This window comes from Curtobacterium sp. MCBD17_026, from assembly GCF_003234895.2.
In the GTDB taxonomy this organism is placed as follows: domain Bacteria; phylum Actinomycetota; class Actinomycetes; order Actinomycetales; family Microbacteriaceae; genus Curtobacterium; species Curtobacterium flaccumfaciens.
The window spans coordinates 954,738-971,822 of record NZ_CP126281.1; the positions used below are offsets into that span (position 1 = coordinate 954,738).

The 17,085-nt window shown below is 72.9% G+C and carries 16 protein-coding genes; 12 read left to right on the top strand and 4 right to left on the bottom strand.

All coding sequences use genetic code 11. The features are described 5' to 3' along the window. The first annotated feature begins 24 nt into the window (after window positions 1-24). Both DEI85_RS04540 and DEI85_RS04545 read left to right on the top strand, forming a co-directional pair. Window positions 25-1,188 (top strand): type III polyketide synthase, encoded by a 1,164-nt coding sequence (locus DEI85_RS04540; protein WP_111124217.1) that lies wholly within the window; start codon window positions 25-27, stop codon window positions 1,186-1,188. Next, window positions 1,185-1,907 carry a methyltransferase domain-containing protein gene (locus tag DEI85_RS04545; protein WP_111124218.1) on the top strand — a complete coding sequence of 241 codons (723 nt, stop codon included), beginning with the start codon at window positions 1,185-1,187 and terminating at the stop codon, window positions 1,905-1,907. Before DEI85_RS04540 ends, DEI85_RS04545 begins: the two co-directional genes overlap by 4 nt. A 105-nt stretch (window positions 1,908-2,012) precedes the next feature. Here the strand turns inward: DEI85_RS04545 and DEI85_RS04550 are convergent, their stop codons facing one another. Further along, window positions 2,013-3,062, bottom strand: a complete 1,050-nt coding sequence (locus tag DEI85_RS04550) for a zinc-dependent alcohol dehydrogenase family protein (protein ID WP_111124219.1) — start codon at window positions 3,060-3,062, stop codon at window positions 2,013-2,015. An 80-nt stretch (window positions 3,063-3,142) separates the two neighbouring features. On the opposite strand from DEI85_RS04550, the gene DEI85_RS04555 reads away from it, so the two are divergent. Next, window positions 3,143-4,120: a DUF3097 domain-containing protein gene (locus tag DEI85_RS04555; protein ID WP_111090626.1), complete on the top strand. Its 978-nt coding sequence runs from the start codon at window positions 3,143-3,145 to the stop codon at window positions 4,118-4,120. Between the two features lie 70 nt (window positions 4,121-4,190). Continuing rightward, complete coding sequence (locus DEI85_RS04560; protein ID WP_110862720.1) at window positions 4,191-4,844, top strand: spermidine/putrescine ABC transporter substrate-binding protein; 654 nt, start codon at window positions 4,191-4,193, stop codon at window positions 4,842-4,844. A 7-nt stretch (window positions 4,845-4,851) separates the two neighbouring features. Here DEI85_RS04560 and DEI85_RS04565 read toward each other — a convergent pair whose 3' ends face one another. After that, window positions 4,852-5,274 (bottom strand): DUF3054 domain-containing protein, encoded by a 423-nt coding sequence (locus tag DEI85_RS04565; RefSeq protein ID WP_111192599.1) that lies wholly within the window; start codon window positions 5,272-5,274, stop codon window positions 4,852-4,854. A 585-nt stretch (window positions 5,275-5,859) separates the two neighbouring features. On the opposite strand from DEI85_RS04565, the gene DEI85_RS04570 reads away from it, so the two are divergent. The 4 genes from DEI85_RS04570 to DEI85_RS04585 all read left to right on the top strand — a co-directional run bounded on the left by DEI85_RS04570 (window position 5,860) and on the right by DEI85_RS04585 (window position 10,264). After that, complete coding sequence (locus DEI85_RS04570; RefSeq protein WP_181430110.1) at window positions 5,860-7,446, top strand: inositol monophosphatase family protein; 1,587 nt, start codon at window positions 5,860-5,862, stop codon at window positions 7,444-7,446. A 120-nt stretch (window positions 7,447-7,566) separates the two neighbouring features. Beyond that, window positions 7,567-8,358, top strand: a complete 792-nt coding sequence (locus DEI85_RS04575) for a hypothetical protein (protein WP_258370309.1) — start codon at window positions 7,567-7,569, stop codon at window positions 8,356-8,358. 59 nt (window positions 8,359-8,417) lie between these two features. Beyond that, complete coding sequence (locus DEI85_RS04580; RefSeq protein ID WP_111090623.1) at window positions 8,418-9,419, top strand: ATP-binding cassette domain-containing protein; 1,002 nt, start codon at window positions 8,418-8,420, stop codon at window positions 9,417-9,419. Then, window positions 9,416-10,264, top strand: a complete 849-nt coding sequence (locus DEI85_RS04585) for an ABC transporter permease (RefSeq protein WP_051596514.1) — start codon at window positions 9,416-9,418, stop codon at window positions 10,262-10,264. The genes DEI85_RS04580 and DEI85_RS04585 overlap by 4 nt, the downstream gene beginning before the upstream one ends. Window positions 10,265-10,279: 15 nt before the next feature. On the opposite strand, the gene DEI85_RS04590 is transcribed toward DEI85_RS04585, so the two are convergent. Both DEI85_RS04590 and DEI85_RS04595 read right to left on the bottom strand, forming a co-directional pair. After that, the gene (locus DEI85_RS04590) at window positions 10,280-10,942 is read right to left on the bottom strand and encodes a LuxR C-terminal-related transcriptional regulator (protein ID WP_111124220.1); all 663 of its coding nucleotides are present in this window, start codon (window positions 10,940-10,942) and stop codon (window positions 10,280-10,282) included. After that, window positions 10,939-12,174 (bottom strand): ATP-binding protein, encoded by a 1,236-nt coding sequence (locus DEI85_RS04595; protein ID WP_111090621.1) that lies wholly within the window; start codon window positions 12,172-12,174, stop codon window positions 10,939-10,941. Before DEI85_RS04595 ends, DEI85_RS04590 begins: the two co-directional genes overlap by 4 nt. A 114-nt stretch (window positions 12,175-12,288) precedes the next feature. Between DEI85_RS04595 and DEI85_RS04600 the strand changes: the two genes are divergently transcribed. From DEI85_RS04600 to DEI85_RS04615, 4 genes are all read left to right on the top strand, one after another. Beyond that, window positions 12,289-13,677, top strand: a complete 1,389-nt coding sequence (locus DEI85_RS04600) for a PspC domain-containing protein (RefSeq protein ID WP_181430109.1) — start codon at window positions 12,289-12,291, stop codon at window positions 13,675-13,677. Between the two features lie 11 nt (window positions 13,678-13,688). Next, the gene (locus DEI85_RS04605) at window positions 13,689-13,997 is read left to right on the top strand and encodes a hypothetical protein (RefSeq protein WP_111090619.1); all 309 of its coding nucleotides are present in this window, start codon (window positions 13,689-13,691) and stop codon (window positions 13,995-13,997) included. Between the two features lie 154 nt (window positions 13,998-14,151). Continuing rightward, complete coding sequence (locus DEI85_RS04610) at window positions 14,152-16,053, top strand: APC family permease (RefSeq protein ID WP_258370021.1); 1,902 nt, start codon at window positions 14,152-14,154, stop codon at window positions 16,051-16,053. Then, the gene (locus DEI85_RS04615) at window positions 16,050-17,057 is read left to right on the top strand and encodes a DMT family transporter (RefSeq protein WP_111124221.1); all 1,008 of its coding nucleotides are present in this window, start codon (window positions 16,050-16,052) and stop codon (window positions 17,055-17,057) included. The genes DEI85_RS04610 and DEI85_RS04615 overlap by 4 nt, the downstream gene beginning before the upstream one ends. Window positions 17,058-17,085: the final 28 nt, after the last annotated feature.

Below are 17,085 nucleotides of genomic sequence, written 5' to 3' on the forward strand. Positions count from 1 at the left end.
AGCGATCGGGTGACAGGATGAGTCGTGTCCGCAACGATCCGCGCCATCGGAACCGCCGTCCCCGAGACGACCCTCGACCAGCCCCGGGTGCGTGACCTCTTCTCCGCCCAACCCGACCTCGGGCGGCTCGGTCAACGGCTCGTCCCCGCCGCGTTCGACGGGTCGGCGGTCGACCAGCGGCACACCGTGCTCGAGGAACTCGACTCCGCACGTGCCGGTGGTGCCTTCCGTGACGACGACGGCACCCTGCGCTCGCCGTCCACCGGCTCCCGTAACGACCGGTACCGCGAACTCGCCCCGCCGCTGTTCGTCGCCGCCGCCCGTGACGCCGTCGAACGCGCCGGCATCGCACCGGAGTCCGTCACGCACCTGGTCACCGTGTCGTGCACCGGGTTCACGCAGCCCGGGCCCGACATCGACGTCGTCGAGCAGCTCGGGCTCCCCGGTGGCGTCTTCCGGCACCACATCGGCTTCATGGGGTGCTGCGCCGCGTTCCCCGCGCTCCGGATCGCCGCGGCGTTCGTCGACCAGGACCCGGACGCCGTCGTGCTCGTGGTCTGCGGTGAACTCTGCACCCTGCACGTCCGCGCCTCGAACGACCCCGACCAGATAGTCGCGAACAGCGTCTTCGGCGACGGTGCGGCCGCCGCGGTGGTCGCCCGCGACGGAGCCGGTCTGCGCTTCGACGACTTCACGACGGCCGTGGTGCCCGAGGGAGCGTCCGAGATGGCGTGGAACATCGGGGACGAGGGCTTCGAGATGGTCCTGTCCACCGCCGTGCCGAAGCTCGTCGGCCTGCACGTCCCGAGCGCCGTGCAACCGCTGCTCGACGGCGGGCCCGCCTCGGACGTGCCGGTGTGGGCGGTCCACCCGGGCGGCCGGGCCATCCTCGACCGCACCCAGGAGTCGCTCGGCCTGCCGGACACTGCGATGGAGTCGAGCCGGCGGGTGCTGCGCGAACACGGCAACATGTCGAGCGCCACCGTGCTCTTCGTGCTGCGCGACGCCGTCGACGCCGGTCTCGAGGACGGCAGCCCCGTCGTCGCGCTGGCCTTCGGCCCCGGCCTCACGGTGGAGAGCGCCCGGCTCACCGCCGTCCGGACCGAGGCGTCGCCGGCCGTCGAACCCGCGCGCGTGCCGGCCGTCGAGCCCGCGCGCGTGCCGGTCGCGACCACGGGCGTGGCGTGAGCCGTCGCACCGGAGACGACCCGGGCCTCCCGGCCGTCGACCTGCGCACCCGCGCGCTCGACCTGACCGAACTGATGGACGACCCGGACTGCGACCCGCGCGCGCTCGCCCGCACGTTCCGGCGTTTCGCCGTCGTGAACGCGCTCGTGAGCGGCTGGCGTGCAGCCTGGCGCTCGCACGTCGTGCCCGCGTTGCCGGCGAACGGCCGTGGGCGGGTGCTCGACCTGGGGTGCGGCGGCGGCGACCTGGCCCGCTCGCTGGTGCGGTGGGCGGCGAGCGACGGCTTCGACCTCGAGGTCGTCGGGGTCGACCCGGACGAACGCGCCATCGCCGCGGCACGACGGTCGTCCCCGACCGGTGTGACGTTCCGGCAGCAGTCGAGCGGTGACCTGGTCGCGGCGGGTGAGCGGTTCGACGTCGTCGTGTCGAACCACGTGCTGCACCACCTGGGCGACGAGGAGCGGCGGGGGTTCCTCGCCGACTCGGAGCAGCTCGCGAGCGGACGCAGCCTGCACTCGGACATCCGGCGGTCGACGGCGGCCTACCGGGCGTACGCGCTCGCGTCGCCGCTCGTGGCGGCGGGGACGTTCATCCGCGTCGACGGCCTGCGGTCGATCCGCCGGAGCTTCACCGTGCCGGAACTCCGCGACGTGCTGCCCGGCGGGTGGCGGGCCGAGGCGGCCGCACCGCACCGGGTGCTCGCGATCCGCGACGCGTGAGCGGGCGGGCCGACCGGACCTTTCGTGCTCAGCGACAGATCACGGGCGTGCGGAGGCGTGAACTGTCGCTGAGCGCGAACGGCCAGCCGGTGGCGACGCGCGCCGCTACGGCCGCAGCAGCACCTTGATGGCCCGGCGCTCGTCCATCGCGCGGTAGGCCTCGGCGGCCTGGTCGAGCGGCAGCTCCAGGTCGAAGACGCGACCGGGGTCGATCGCGCCGGACAGCACGTCGGGCAGCAGCTCGGGGATGTACTTCCGGGCCGGGGCCATGCCGCCCGCGATGGCGATGTTCGTGTCGAACAGGTAGCGCGTGCCGATCGTCGGCACCCCGTGCGGGACCCCGACGAAGCCGACGTTGCCACCGGGGCGCACCGAGTGCAGCGCCTGGTCCATGCTCTCCTCGGTGCCGACGGCCTCGACGGCGCAGTCGGCCAGATCGCCACCCAGCAGCTCCCGGACGGCGTCGACGCCCTCGGCACCACGGGCGGCCACGATGTCGGTCGCTCCGAACTCGCGGGCGAGCGCCTGGCGGTCGGCGTGCCGGCTCATCGCGATGATGCGGTCCGCGCCGAGCCGCTTCGAGGCGAGCACGGCGGACAGGCCGACCGCGCCGTCGCCGACCACGACGACGGTCTTGCCGGGGCCGACCGCTGCGGACACGGCGGCGTGGTGCCCCGTCGAGAAGACGTCGGACAGGGTGAGCAGCGACGGCACCAGGGCCGGGTCGACCGGGCCGGGGACGACGACGAGCGTGGCGTCCGCGTCCGGGATCCGCACGTACTCGGCCTGTGCGCCACCGACGGGGTCACCGTAGGCGTCCGTGCCGCCGAAGCCGGACAGGTGCTCGCAGCCGGTGGTCATGCCGTGGCGGCAGGCCTGGCAGGTGCCGTCGTTCATGGTGAAGGGGGAGATGACGAAGTCGCCCTCGTGCAGGCCGGTGACGTCGTCACCGACGGCGACGACCTCGCCGACGAGCTCGTGGCCGATCGGCCGCGGCCGCTTCCTCTCGGTGACGCCGCGGTACGGCCAGAGGTCGGATCCGCAGACGCAGGCCGCGAGGACCTTGACGACGACGTCCTTGCCGGACAGGAGCCCGGGTCGGTCGCGCTCCTCGACGCGGATGTCGTTCGGGGCGTGGATGATCGCTGCGCGCACGGGCGGGCCTTCCGTCGAGATGATGGGGAACCGGCGCGGTCGACGTCGTCCGGGCCGTCGTCGACAGTACCCTCGTGCGGGTGGACGACGACCGGTACGGCGGCGATGTGCTCTCGGGGGACTGGCGCTCGCGCGGGGTGAAGAAGGTGCGGCAGGTGCCGCTCGAACGGGACATGGTGCTCGAGGACCCGGACTCCGGGTGGGCCGGTGCCGTGGTGGGGCTCGAGGCGGGCAACATCGCGCTCGAGGACTGGAAGGGCCGCACGCGCTCCTTCCCCTTCACCGGGCAGTTCCTGCTCGAGGGTGAGCTGGTCACGCTGGGGCGGCCGTCGGCGCCGGTCGGGCGGTCGGCTGCGGGTGCTGCTGGGGCTGGCGCTGCTGGTTCCGCTGGCCGTGCTGGCGCTGCTCGTTCCGTCGGTGCCGTGCATGCGGACTGGAGGCCCGGGGGCGCGCCCGCAGTGCGACAGGCGTCCGACGGTGGTCGCCTCCGCACCGCGTCCGGATCGTTCGCCGTGGAGTCGCAGCGTGCTCGGGTGGCGCTCCCCAGCCGCATCATGGTCGAGGGCAAGCACGACGCGGAACTCGTCGAGAAGGTCTGGGGCGCCGACCTGCGCGTCGAGGGCGTCGTGGTCGAGGAGCTCTCCGGCGTCGACAACCTGGCCGCCGTGCTCGAGGAGTTCCAGCCGACGCGGGAGCGCCGGGTCGGGGTTCTGGTCGACCACCTGGTGCCCGGGTCGAAGGAGTCCCGCTTCGCCGACGCCGTGATGCGTGGCAGGTGGGGAGCGCACGTGCTCGTCGTCGGGCACCCGTTCGTCGATGTCTGGCAGTCGGTCAAGCCGGCGCGGGTCGGGCTGCGGGCGTGGCCGACGATCCCGCGCTCGATCGAGTGGAAGGCGGGCATCTGCCAGGCGCTCGGCTGGCCACACGCCGAGCAGGCCGACATCGCCCGGGCGTGGCAGCGGATCCTCGGGCAGGTGCGCACCTTCGCGGACCTCGAGCCGGAGCTGCTCGGCCGTGTCGAGGAGCTGATCGACTTCGTGACGGAACCACAGGCCTGAGAACCGGCGGATTGCCCGACCGGCGCGGTGTGCCGGGGGTGATCCGCGCCTCCAGGCCTACTGTTGAGGGATGGACGGCATCGACGGTCGCGTGCGGGGCGCGGTCGACCTGTGGCTGCGCTGGCTGCCGCGCTGGCAGATCGGTACCGCCCGCCCGCGCACACGCATCTGCCGGAAGTGCACCGGGTCCCCGATCGCCGCGGCCGCCGGGTTCGGACCCGACGTGCCGCACGCCGTCCAGCACGCGCTGATCGGGCGGATCTCGACGATCGTCGAGGACGCCGTCGACGACTACACGGCGAAGAACCTGCCGCTGCTGCAGCGTGAACTCGAGCGGGCGGCGGCCCGGAAGCGGCACGCGGGGTACCAGCCGGCCGAGGGGTTGTCGCCGGAGTTCCAGGGCCTGGACGTGGACCCCGAGCCGTCGCCGGGGTCGCCGTTCCTGTTCACGCTGGGCGAGCTGGCCGGCACCGGTGCGGGAGAGCAGACGCCGCGCGAGCCGTTGTCCGACGAGGCGAAGGCTGCGCTCCGGCACGAGATCGCGCTGTCCGACGAGTGTGCGCGGTCGACCGGTACCGCGGTGTGCCTGGCGCTCATCGACCACCGGCCGCGGATCGCCGAAGCCGTCGAACGGCTCGTGGAGCCGCAGATCGAGGCGCTGGTGTCGGACATGTTCCGCGGGTTCGACGGGCCGGACGAAGGGGCGCGTTCGGGCCTGTTCTGAGCGGTGTTCAGCGCCCGGCGACGGTCGCGTTTCGGTCCGACCGACGTGCGGCAGCGCGCAGGACCAGACGAGCGATCCCGCGCCACCCGAGCAGGAACACCCCGAGCACGATCGTCGCGACGATCACGAACGAGATCGGCAGCGGATTGCCGTCGACGTCTCCCTGACCGGTCGCGACCCGGATCGCCAGTCCGACGAACACCGTGAGCACCCACACCACGACGCCGGTCGGCCAGAAGCGCAGCGGTCGTGACCAGGCGCCGCTCGTGACGTAGGCGATCGCCCACCCGGCCAGGAACGGGTAGACCGTCGTCCACAACGAGAGCACCGAGTTCGATTCACCGTGCGAGGAACGGCCGATGAGTGCGAACAGGACGATCAGCACGATGTCGATCACGGCTGCGAGCCAGCCCCAGGTGCGAAGTGTCACGGCTCCATTCTCGCAGCCGACGAGCCTCGGCCATCGCGCCCGTCGGACCTGTGGAGAGATCGGTTCCGTGCACGGACTGGTCGCACCGACTCGCACGGTGCCCCGCTGCCGCGACGGTCGATGGATGCGTGCACTTCCACCGTTCCCCACTGCTCCGGACTGTCCCTGGTCCCCTTGGCCCGAACGGGACCACGTCATCGAGTTCGACGGCGAGGTGAAGTACCGCGACCCGTCGATGCTACGCGGGGGCACGGCTGCCCATGCCGTGATCGCCGAGAAGCACCGCGAGAACCGGTAGCGGTCGTTCGACGTGGTGCGAGGCGTCGTCCGGCTCGGCTGGAGCGACCTGTGGAACGAGGTCGCGTTCCGGCAGGAGTTGCGCAGGGCCAACGTTCCGATGCGGCGCTGAAGCTCGCACCGCACGAGGTGCTCGGGCGGAGTGTGCGAGGTTCCCACCACCGTGCAGGGCCGCGAGGCCACCACGCTGCGCGGAACCTCGCACCCCGCGGGCACAGCCCGCGCTGCGGCTCTCACCGTTCACGGGGGCGTCACCTGCGGTTCGCCCTGGTCCGGGAACATGCGCGGATGACGACGAGTCCGCCGGTCCCCGTCACGCAGGTGGTCCCGGCCAGCCCGGACGGGAGGCCCGGCGTGCGTCCGCCACGCCTCGTCGCCCATCGCGGTGCACCGCGTGTCCGGCGTGAGAACACCCTGCCCGCCATCGCGGTCGCCGAGGCGCTCGGCGCCGAGGTGATCGAGGTCGACGTCCGCCGCACCGCCGACGGCGTCGCCGTCTTGCTGCACGACGAGACCCTCGGCCGGATGTGGGGCGACGCCCGCCGGGTGTCCGACGTAGACTGGTGCGACGTCGCCCGGCTCGGCAATGGCCTCGACCGGATCCCGCGGCTCGACGGTGCGCTCGAACGGCTCGACGGGTGTCGGTCGACCCTGCTCGTCGACCTGACCGACGCCGAGGACGCCCTGGTCGCCGCCCGCACCGTCGCGGGATTCACCGGCTCCACCGCGGTGGCCTGGTGCGGGGCGCCGGCGGCGATGGCGACGGTCCGCTCCGTGCTGCCCGACGCCGACGTCTGGCTGGCGTGGGAGTCGCTCGACCCGCCCGTGTCGGCGGACCTCGAGGCGCTCGACCCGTCGACGCTCAACCTCGACGTCGCGTTCCTCACCCCGCAGACCGTCGAGGTCGCGCACGCCCTGGGCCTGCGCGTCGCCGTCTGGACCATCGACGACGTCGAGCCCGCCGTCTGGGCAGCCCGGCTCGGTGTCGACTCGATCACCACGAACGACGTCGGGTCCATCGGAGCGGCCCTGTCGGCGGCCGAGCGCGACGGCTGGCCCGAGCGCGACCGCGAGCCCACCGAGACCGAGGTCGCCTCGCGCGCCCAGGCCCTGGCCCACCGCATCGCCCACGAGGTCATCGCCTACACGCGCGAACACCCGGTCAGCGAGGTCCACACCAAGGCGAACCCCGCCGACCTGGTCACCGACGTCGACCGCCTGGTGGAGCAGCACGTCCGCTCCCGCGTGCGGATGGTGTTCCCGACGCACGGGTTCACCGGCGAGGAGTACGGCGAGGCCCCCGGCGACCGGCACCGCTGGTTCCTCGACCCGGTCGACGGCACCACCAACCTGGCGAACGGCGTGCCCTCAACCTCGATGTCGCTCTGTCTGACCCGTGGCGGCCGTCCGCTCGTCGGCGTCGTCGCGGACCCCTGGCGCGGCGAGGTGCTCGAGGCCCGACGTGGCCGGGGCGCCACCCTGCGCGACCGCCAGCTCCGACTCGACGACACACCCCGGCCGCTCGCCGGCGCCGTCGTCGGCACCGAGCTCGACGGACACCGCCCGTGGCCGGGGTTCGGGGCGTTCCTCGACGCCCTGGCCGACCGGTCGTGCACGCTCCGGGTCCAGGGATCGGGCACGTTGACGATCGCCCAGGTCGCGGCCGGGCGGGGGATCGGCGGCTGCGTCTCGGCGTTCGACCCGGTCGACCACGGCGCCGCGGTGCTGCTCGTGCACGAGGCCGGGGGCGTCGTGCTGACGCCGTCCGGCCCCGTGGAGGGTTTCCCGCCCGTGGGGGAGCCGTTCCTCGTGGCGCACCCGGGGGCCGCGGACGAGCTGCACGCGGTGTGGACGGCGGCGCTCGCTGCTGGGTGAGCCGCGGCGCTCCCGGCCGACTCTGAGCGGGCGCTCAGTCATCCGACGCCGGGGGTTCGTAGTGTTGCAGTCCACGACGGGTCCGACCGGACCCACCGTGCACCCGAAGGAGCATCGACCATGGGATTCCTCGACCGCCTGCTCGGACGTCCGGAGCGTGACCGATCCGCTGACGGACAGCAGAACCAGTGGGGGCAGCCGCAGCAGCAGCAGGGCTACCGGTACGGCCAGCAGTCCTACCAGCAGCCGGCACCGTCCGCACAGCAGGGCGGCCAGTACGGCGTCCCGCAGTGGGGCGGTGCACCGACGCAGCAGCAGGGCGCGACGACCGACGACGAGCGTGCTGTCGAGCGCTACCGCTACCTGCTCCGCACGGCACCGCCGGAGCGCATCGAAGAGGTCCACGCCGAGGCCTTCGCCAAGCTGACCGACGAGCAGCGCCGCATGGTCTACGACGAGTTCACCCGGACCGCGCCTCCCGGTGAGGCGCCCCGTGGCGACGACCCCCGCTCGCTCGCCCAGTCGGCGACCCGCTCCGAGATCCGCCAGCCGGGGTTCATGGAGCGCTCGCTCGGCGGCGTCGGCGGTGGCGGCGGACGCTTCGGCGGCCAGCGCGGCGGCCCGTCCTTCGGCAGCATGATCGGTGCCTCGATCCTCGGGACGGTGGCCGGCTACGTCATCGGTTCGGCGATCATGAGCGCGTTCCTGCCCGACCCCGGATCGTTCGATGGCGGTACCGACGCTGCGGGTGACGGTGGTTCGGAGGACACTGGTGCTGAATCCGGCGATGCCGGGGCGTCCGACGGCGGCGCATCCGACGGCGGCGGCTTCGACAATGCGGGCTGGGGCGACAGCGGATCCGACTTCGGCGGTGGCTTCAGCGACTTCGGTGGTGGTGACTTCGACGTCTGAGTGACGTCCGTCGCTCCGCCGGACCCCCGGGTACCCACCGTGTCTGACGAAGGAGCGACATGGCCATCATCGAAGCCTCCGGGCTGACCAAGACCTACAAGTCGAAGTCCGGGCCGGTGCACGCGCTGGCCGGACTCGACCTGTCGGTGCCGCAGGGCACCGTGAAGGCACTGCTCGGGCCGAACGGCGCGGGCAAGACCACGGTGGTGAAGGTGCTCACCACCCTCATCACGCCGGACTCGGGCACCGCGACGATCGACGGCATCGACGTGATCGCCGACCCGCAGGCCACTCGGCGGTCCATCGGGGTGTCCGGGCAGTACGCGGCGGTCGACGAGAACCTGACCGGGTTCGAGAACCTCGAGATGATCGGGCGGCTCTACCACCTGGGCCGCAGGACGGCGCGCGATCGTGCCCGCGAGCTCATCGACGTCTTCGACCTGTCCGAGGCGGGGGACCGTCCGGTGAAGGGCTTCTCCGGCGGCATGCGGCGACGCATCGACCTCGCCGGGGCGCTGGTGATGAACCCGCGCGTGCTGTTCCTCGACGAGCCGACGACGGGCCTCGACCCCCGCAGCCGGCTGGCGCTCTGGGGCATCATCGAGGACCTCGTGGCCGAGGGCGCGACGGTGCTCCTCACCACCCAGTACCTGGAAGAAGCCGACCGGCTCGCCGACGACATCGCGGTCATCGACGACGGGGCGGTCATCGCCGAGGGCACCGCGGACCAGCTCAAGGCGCAGGTCGGCGGGCACCGGGTGGTCGTGACCCTGGTCGACGAGGCCGACGGCGACGCGGCGACCACGGTGCTGCTCCGCTACGGGGTCGGCGAGGTCGAGGCCTCGGGCGACGGCCGCACCCGTGCCATCGCGGTGGAGGCCGGTCCGGCAGCCCTGCAGCGCGTGCTCGCCGACCTGGGCGAGGCCGGCATCGAGCTCCACGACGCCGGCATGCGACGCCCGACCCTCGACGACGTCTTCCTCCGCCTGACCGGACACGCGGCGACGGACGACGCCGCCGACGAACCCGCGGCCACCAAGCAGAAGGAGACGGCACGATGACCACCACGTCCCTCGCGCCGGGCCGCCAGCTGCCCGTCGTCGTCACCTCGCCGCTCGCCGTCTGGGTCGAGGACGGCTGGACCGTCACCAAGCGGAACCTCATCAAGCTCAAGCGGTCGCCGGACATGCTCGTGTTCGCCGTGCTGCAGCCGATCATGTTCGTGTTGCTGTTCAGCCAGGTGTACGGCGGCGCCATCCAGGTGCAGGGCACCGACTACACGCAGTTCCTGATGGCGGGGATCTTCGCGCAGACCGTGGTGTTCGGTGCGACGTTCTCCGGGTCGGCGATGGCGCAGGACCTGAAGGAAGGGCTGATCGACCGGTTCCGCACGCTGCCGATGTCGGCGTCCGCGGTACTGGTCGGGCGCACCAACTCCGACCTCGTCCTCAACTCGATCTCGATGGCGATCATGATGCTCACCGGCCTGGCGGTCGGGTGGCGGGTGAACTCGTCGCCGCTCGAGTTCCTGGCCGGCATCGCCCTGCTGCTGCTGTTCAGCTACGCGTTCAGCTGGGTCATGGCGCTGCTCGGCATGAGCGTCAAGACGCCCGAGGTCATCAACAACGCCTCGTTCATGATCCTGTTCCCGCTGACGTTCATCTCGAACGCGTTCGTGCCGAGCGACACCCTGCCGCTGGTGCTGCGCGTGTTCGCGGAGTGGAACCCGGTGTCGTCGCTCGTGCAGGCCGCGCGGGAGCTGTTCGGCAACGTCGGATCCGCGCCGGTGCCGGACATCTGGACGATGCAGCACCCCGTGCTGACGGTGCTGATCGGCATCGCCGTGATGCTCGTGGTGTTCGTCCCGTGGGCGGTCAACAAATACACCCGCATCAGCGCGAAGTGAGGCCGGCGTGGGCGCTCAGAGCAGCTTGCGCTGCAGCGCCCACGCGGTCAGCTCGTGCCGGTTCGACAGCTGGAGCTTCCGCAGGACCTTCGACACGTGTGTCTCGACGGTCATCACCGAGATGAACAGCTCCGTCGCGACCTCCTTGTAGGCGTACCCACGCGCGATGAGCCGCATGACCTCCTGCTCGCGGGCAGACAGGCGGTCCAGCTCGGCGTCGTGCTGCGCCGTCTCGCCGCTGACCGCTCCGAAGGCGTCGAGCACGAAGCCGGCCAGGCGCGGCGAGAACACCGCGTCCCCGTCCGCCACACGGGCCACGGCCTCGGCGACCTCGGCACTCGACGAGCTCTTCGTGATGTACCCGCGGGCGCCGGCGCGGATGACCCGCACCACGTCGTCGGCGGCGTCCGACACGCTCAACGCGAGGAACCGGGTGTCCGGGTTCTCCGGTGCCGACCGCGTGATCACCTCGGCGCCGCCGCCGCCGGCGCCGCCCGGCAGGTGCACGTCGAGCAGGACGACGCGCGGGCGCGTGGCCGCGACGAGCGTCACGGCTTCGTCGACGGTCGCCGCCTCACCCACGACCTGGAGGCCCGGTGGCAGCCCGGCGCGCACGCCGGCTCGGAAGATGGAGTGGTCGTCGACGATCGCGAGCGTCAACGGGGCGGGCTCGGTCATGCGTGCTCCTCGTCGTGGGCCGCGGGTGCGAGCGGCAGGGTCAGCCGGACCTCGGTGCCGGTGCGGCCCGGCCCCGGCGCGATGGTCGCGTGGCCGCCGAGGCGCTGCATCCGGCCGATGATCGACTCGCGGACGCCGTACCGGCCCGCCGGCACCGAGTCGACGTCGAAGCCCGGGCCGCGGTCACGGATGCTGAGCTCGACCCGGTCGCCGGCGGTCTCGGCGTACACGCTCACGGTCCCGCCGGCGTGCCGGGCGGCGTTGAGCATCGCCTCGCGGGCGGCGGCGACGAGCCCGTCCGGCAGGTCGCTGCGGGCGGGTCCGACCGCGATGACCTCGATGCGGGCGGGGTACTCGGCCTCGATGTCCACGGCCGCGTCCCGCAGCTGCGTGCCGAGGTCGCGCGCCGGTTCCGCCTGCTCGGTGAAGAGCCAGGACCGTAGCTCGCGCTCCTGCGCCCGCGCCAACCGCGCCGCGTCCGAACCCGGCTCGGCCTTCTGCTGGATGAGGGCGAGGGTCTGCAGCACCGAGTCGTGCAGGTGCGCCGCGAACTCGGCCCGCTCGAGGTCGCGGACGCGGGCGGCGCGTTCCTCGGCGAGGTCGCGGACGAGTCGGACCACCCACGGGGCGACGACGACCGCGACCCCGACCAGGACGGCCACCGCGGCGGTGAGGACCGTCCAGACGTTCGGGCGGCTGCTCGTCGTGAAGAACAACAGGATGCCGAGGACGACGAGCACCAGGGCTCCGAGCGCCCGGACGACCAGGGCGGACGACCCGGCGGTGCGGACGTTGCGGAGCGCGTCGAACTGCCGCCAGGCGAGTGCGGCGCCGGTGACGACCACGACGGCGGGCACGACGACCTCGAGGGGGACCGCCGCGCCCATCCGTGCCGCGACGACGGCGCCGGCGGCCACGAGCAGGGCCACGCCGAGCAGGATCTCGACGACCGGGGCGCGCCGGGCGGACGCGGTGGCCTCGTCCTGGTCGACGTCGGCGGCAGGAGTCAGCACGGACTTGAGCGGTGCGCTCCCGGCGGTTGCCCCGGCGGCAGCGCTCGGCACGGTCGCCCAGAGCCAGGCGTAGAGCAGCAGCCCGGCGCCGCCGCAGACCACCAGGACCACGGTGGCGAGTCGGACGGCCCCGACCGGCAGCCCGGTGTGCGCTGCGAACCCGCTGCAGACCCCGCCGACGACCCTGGGGGTCGGGCGCGTCATCGTCGCGGTGGCCATGGGGCAATCCTGGCACCCGGACGGCGGTCGCAGCAGGGTCCGGGGCCGGGATCAGGGACCGGTCAGGGGGAACCCCGATGGTGTCGGCGCAGCACTGCCGGGATGCTGGTGGCCATGACCGATCACCAGCACGACTCCGCTCCCGGCGCCGCCGCCGGCAGCGCCGACTCGACGACCCGGTTCTTCGACTGGGTCCGCGGCCTCGGCATCGCGCGCACCGACGACCGCTGGCTCGCCGGCGTGTGCGGTGCCGTCGCCCGCCGCACCGGGCTCGACCCCCTCGTGGTCCGCGGCGTGACGATCGTCGTCGCGCTGCTGGGCGGGCCGGTCTTCCTCGCCTACGCCGTCGGCTGGGCGCTGCTGCCCGACACCGCCGGACGCATCCACGTCGAACGGATGATCCGCGGGGTCCTCGACCCGGCGCTCATCGCGATCGGCGCGCTCGCGGCACTGACCTTCGTGCCCGCGGCCCGGGGTCTCTGGTGGCAGGGGGTCCCGGACGCCTGGGGGATGCCCGGGTGGCTCGAGGCGACCCTGGCCACGGCTTGGAGCATCGTGCTCGTCGGCGGGATCGTGTGGCTCATCGTGGTCCTGGCCCGACGCGGGGTGGACGGCGACCGGACCACGAGCACCGGCACCGACCCGACCGCTGCACCGCGGGGCGACTTCTGGACCAGCCCCGACCGGCCGCGCCCGGCACGAGCCGCGTGGACCGCGGAGGCGACCGGTGCGACGGACGCGGGACGGGCCTCCTGGCAGTGGGACGTGCCGGCGAGCCCCGAGGACCGGCGACGGCGGAACGAGGAGCGGCTGCGCGCGGAACGGGAGCGGACGGCCGAGTGGCGTGCCGTGCGGTCGGAGCGACGCCCCGGGGCGGCGTACGTGGCGGTGTCCCTCGGACTCGCGCTCGTCGCCGGAGCCGGTGTGGCGGTCTGGGCGCAGCAGGTCGGGTGGTCCGTCCCGGTCCTCGGGATCGCGGCCGCGCTCGCGGTGCTGGCGGTCGCGACGATCGTCGCCGGGATCCGCGGCCGTGACGACGGCGTGCTCGGACTGTTCTCGACGGTCGCCGCGGTGGCCCTGGTGGTCACCGGGGTCCTGCCCGCCGGCACCCAGGTCTCGCTCATCGGCGGCACCACGTGGCAGGTCGAACGCGCCGCGTCGGGGACCGAACGGGACTTCGCGATGCTGGCCGGCGGTCCCACGCTGGACCTCCGCGGACTCGAGCCGTCGGCGGTCGGGGGCGACGTGCACCTGTGGTTGGGTGCCGGCGGAGCCGAGGTGCTGCTGCCGACCGACCTGCCGGTGCGGGTCGAGGTGAGCGGTGTCGGCTACGGGATCGACACCGGCGGAGGCGACGACGACGGCGCCGGCGGGGTGCTCCGGACCACCACGCTCGAGAACCGGGCGGCACGCACGGCCGATGCGGACGAGACGACGACGGTGCACCTGTGGGTACTCGGCGGTGGCGTCGAGGTGCCGCGGGCGTTCACGGTCGGCGAGTGAGGAGCGGGACGATGACGACGGACAGCACGACCAACGACAACCCGACGAACGACGGCACGACGAACGACGAGGCGACGGCACCGGTGGCCTCCCCGGTGGCCCCGGACGGGCCCGCCTGCCGGCCCCGACGCGGTGGCGCACGCTTCGGCACGATCCTCTGGGGCGTGCTGCTCCTGGTGTTCGCCGGAGCGATGGCCGTGAGTGCGCTGCCGATGTTCTCAGTGGACACCACGACCCTGCTGTTGGCCGCCTGCATCGCCGCCGGTGTGCTGCTGGTCGTGGCGGGGATCGTGGCGGCCCTGTCCCGCACACAGCGCTAGTCGGACCGCTCGGTGCACAGGGCTGTCCGGGTGTGCACGGGGGTCACCCGGACGGCTTAGCATCATCCACGTGACCGCGACAGACGCCGAGCGGGCCGCCCAGCGCGACGCCACCGAGCAGCCCCTCGACCGCAGCACCCGCCTGCGCCGGTGGATGCTGCACGGGGCCGACCAGGGTGCCTCCCACCAGGGCCCGCACCAGGTCGAGGTCGAGAAGACCCACCCGTGGTGGCGGGTCATGTGCCTGACCGGCGTCGACTACTTCTCCACCCTCGGGTACCAACCCGCCATCGCCGCGCTCGCCGCGGGTCTGCTGTCGCCGATCGCGACGATCGTCCTCGTGCTCGTCACGCTGTTCGGGGCGCTGCCGGTCTACCGCCGGATCGCCCACGACAGCTTCCGGGGCGCCGGGTCGATCATGATGCTCGAGAAGCTCCTGCCGTGGTGGGCGGGCAAGCTCCTCGTGCTGGTGTTGCTCGGGTTCGCCGTGACGGACTTCATGATCACGATGACCCTTTCGGCGGCTGACGCCACGGCGCACATCGCCGAGAACCCGTACACGCCGCACTGGTTCACCGAGATCCCGGTGCCGCTCACCCTGGCGCTGCTGCTCCTGCTCGGCATCGTGTTCCTGCGCGGGTTCAAGGAGGCCATCGGCATCGCGGTCGGCCTCGTCGCGGTGTTCCTCGCCCTGAACGCCGTCGTCATCATGGTCTCGCTCTGGCACGTGTTCGAGAACCCGATGGTGGCGAGCGACTGGTGGTCCGGGCTGACGGCACAGCACAGCAACCCGCTCGTGATGGTCGGCATCGCCCTGATCGTGTTCCCGAAGCTCGCGCTCGGGCTCTCCGGCTTCGAGACCGGCGTCGCGGTGATGCCGCAGGTCCGCGGCGACGCCAGCGACGACACCAGCGACCGACCCGAGGGTCGGATCCGCGGCACCAAGCGACTGCTGACCGTCGCGGCGCTCATCATGAGCTCGTTCCTCATCACGTCGTCGATCGTGACGACGTTCCTCATCCCGCAGCACGAGTTCCAGCCGGGCGGTGGTGCGAACGGGCGTGCCCTGGCGTACCTGGCGCACGAGTACATGGGCGGGGTCTTCGGGTCGATCTACGACTTCTCGACCGTCGCCATCCTGTGGTTCGCGGGCGCGAGCGCGATGGCGGGGCTCCTCAACCTGGTGCCGCGGTTCCTGCCCCGCTACGGCATGGCGCCGCAGTGGGCGCGTGCGGTGCGTCCCCTCGTGATCATCTTCACGCTCATCGCGTTCGTCATCACGATCATCTTCCAGGCCGACGTCGACGCCCAGGGCGGCGCCTACGCCACCGGCGTGCTGGTGCTCATCACGAGTGCCGCGGTCGCGGTGACGCTGTCCGCGCGCCGCAAGCAGCAGCGCAAGCGCACCATCGCGTTCGGTGTGATCTCGGTCGTGTTCGTCTACACCACGGTCGCCAACGTCATCGAGCGGCCCGACGGCGTCCGGATCGCCGCGATCTTCATCATCGCGATCGTCGTGGTGTCGCTCGTCTCGCGCGTGCGGCGTTCGTTCGAGCTCCGAGCGTCGTCGATCGAGCTCGACGCGACCGCCCGGCAGTTCGTCGAGGCCGATGCCGACCAGTTCAGTTCGGTCTGCATCATCGCGAACGAACCCGGTGCCGGCACGGCCGAGGCGTACCGGGCGAAGGGGCGCGAGGAACGCCGCGACTCCGGCATCCCGGCCCGCGTGCCGACGATGTTCCTCGAGGTCCTGCCCGCCGACTCCTCCGACTTCGAAGAGGACCTGGTGGTCGAAGGCCACGTCATCCACGGGTTCCGCGTGCTCAAGGTCCGTTCCGGCAACGTCCCGAACACCATCGCGTCGACGCTCCTCGCCATCCGCGACATCGCCGGGGTGGTGCCGAGCATCTACTTCGAGTGGAACGAGGGCAGCCCGATCCGGAACGCCCTGCGCTTCGTGTTCACCGGCGCCGGCGACGTCGCCCCGGTGACGCGCGAAGTCCTGCGCGAAGCGGAACCCGAGGTCAACCGACGGCCGAGCGTCCACGTCTCGTGAGCCGCACACCGGGCGCGGGGCGTGCCTCCAGGCCCGTCGGCGGCCTGGCCGCGATCGCGGTCGCCGCGGCGGTGTGGGGCACCACCGGGACCGCGACGCACTTCGCGCCCGGTGTGCCGGCGTTCGTGTTCGGTGCGGTCACCTTCGGGCTCGGCGGCCTCGTGCTCGCCGCGACCGCGGGCCGGGGCACGCTGCGTGCCGTCACGCAGCGCCGGACCCGCGGCTGGGCACTGCTCGGTGCCGCTTCACTCGTGGTCTACGCGGTCGCCTTCTACGCGGCCCTCGCCGACGCCGGGGTCGCGCTCGGCACGACCCTGGCCATCGGCTCGTCGCCCGTCTTCGCCGGGCTGGTCGAGTGGGTCGCCGACCGCAGACCCGTCACCCGCCGGTGGGTCCTCGCCACCCTGGTGAGCCTGGTCGGCATGGTCGTCGTCACCCTCGCGCGCTCCGAGCACGACGGCGGCGGGCGGTCACTCGCGGTCGGCGTCGGCAGCGCCCTGGTCGCCGGTCTGACGTACGCGCTGTACTCGTGGGCGGTGGCGCGGGGGATGCACGCCGCGACGAGCCGGATGCCGATCGCCGTCGGTCGCGCGGAGTCCGACAGCATGCGCGTCGGCGGGGACGTCGGGGTCGCCGCCGCACGGGCTGCCCGCGGGCCGAACGAACGCGGGCTCGTCGGCGCGGTGTTCGGGGTGGCCGCGGTGCCGCTCGTCGTGCTCGCCGTGGCGGCGGGCGGGCCGTTCCTTACCGACGCCGGCAACTGGCCGGTGTTCCTGTACCTGGCGCTGGTGCCGACGGTGATCGGCCACTCGCTGTACGCGCTCGGGCTCCGGACGGTGACGGCGTCGGTCGCGACGCTGCTGTCCCTGCTCGAGCCCGTCGTGGCCGCGGTGCTGGCGGTGCTCGTGGTGGGGGAGCGCCTGGGGCTCGGCGGATGGGCCGGCATCGTGCTGGTGGTGGCCGGGCTGTCCGTGCTGGCGCTGCCCGCGCGGCGCGCGACCTGACCAGCGGCGGTACCCGCGCATCGGCCGG

Excerpts from the sequence above, each read along its gene's own strand:
- DEI85_RS04560 (WP_110862720.1), top strand. The coding sequence starts at position 4,191 with ATGGACGGCATCGACGGTCGCGTGCGGGGCGCGGTCGACCTGTGGCTG.
- DEI85_RS04570 (WP_181430110.1), top strand. The coding sequence starts at position 5,860 with ATGACGACGAGTCCGCCGGTCCCCGTCACGCAGGTGGTCCCGGCCAGC.
- DEI85_RS04575 (WP_258370309.1), top strand. The coding sequence starts at position 7,567 with ATGGGATTCCTCGACCGCCTGCTCGGACGTCCGGAGCGTGACCGATCC.
- DEI85_RS04580 (WP_111090623.1), top strand. The coding sequence starts at position 8,418 with ATGGCCATCATCGAAGCCTCCGGGCTGACCAAGACCTACAAGTCGAAG.
- DEI85_RS04585 (WP_051596514.1), top strand. The coding sequence starts at position 9,416 with ATGACCACCACGTCCCTCGCGCCGGGCCGCCAGCTGCCCGTCGTCGTC.
- DEI85_RS04590 (WP_111124220.1), bottom strand. The coding sequence starts at position 10,942 with ATGACCGAGCCCGCCCCGTTGACGCTCGCGATCGTCGACGACCACTCC.
- DEI85_RS04595 (WP_111090621.1), bottom strand. The coding sequence starts at position 12,174 with ATGGCCACCGCGACGATGACGCGCCCGACCCCCAGGGTCGTCGGCGGG.
- DEI85_RS04600 (WP_181430109.1), top strand. The coding sequence starts at position 12,289 with ATGACCGATCACCAGCACGACTCCGCTCCCGGCGCCGCCGCCGGCAGC.
- DEI85_RS04605 (WP_111090619.1), top strand. The coding sequence starts at position 13,689 with ATGACGACGGACAGCACGACCAACGACAACCCGACGAACGACGGCACG.
- DEI85_RS04610 (WP_258370021.1), top strand. The coding sequence starts at position 14,152 with ATGCTGCACGGGGCCGACCAGGGTGCCTCCCACCAGGGCCCGCACCAG.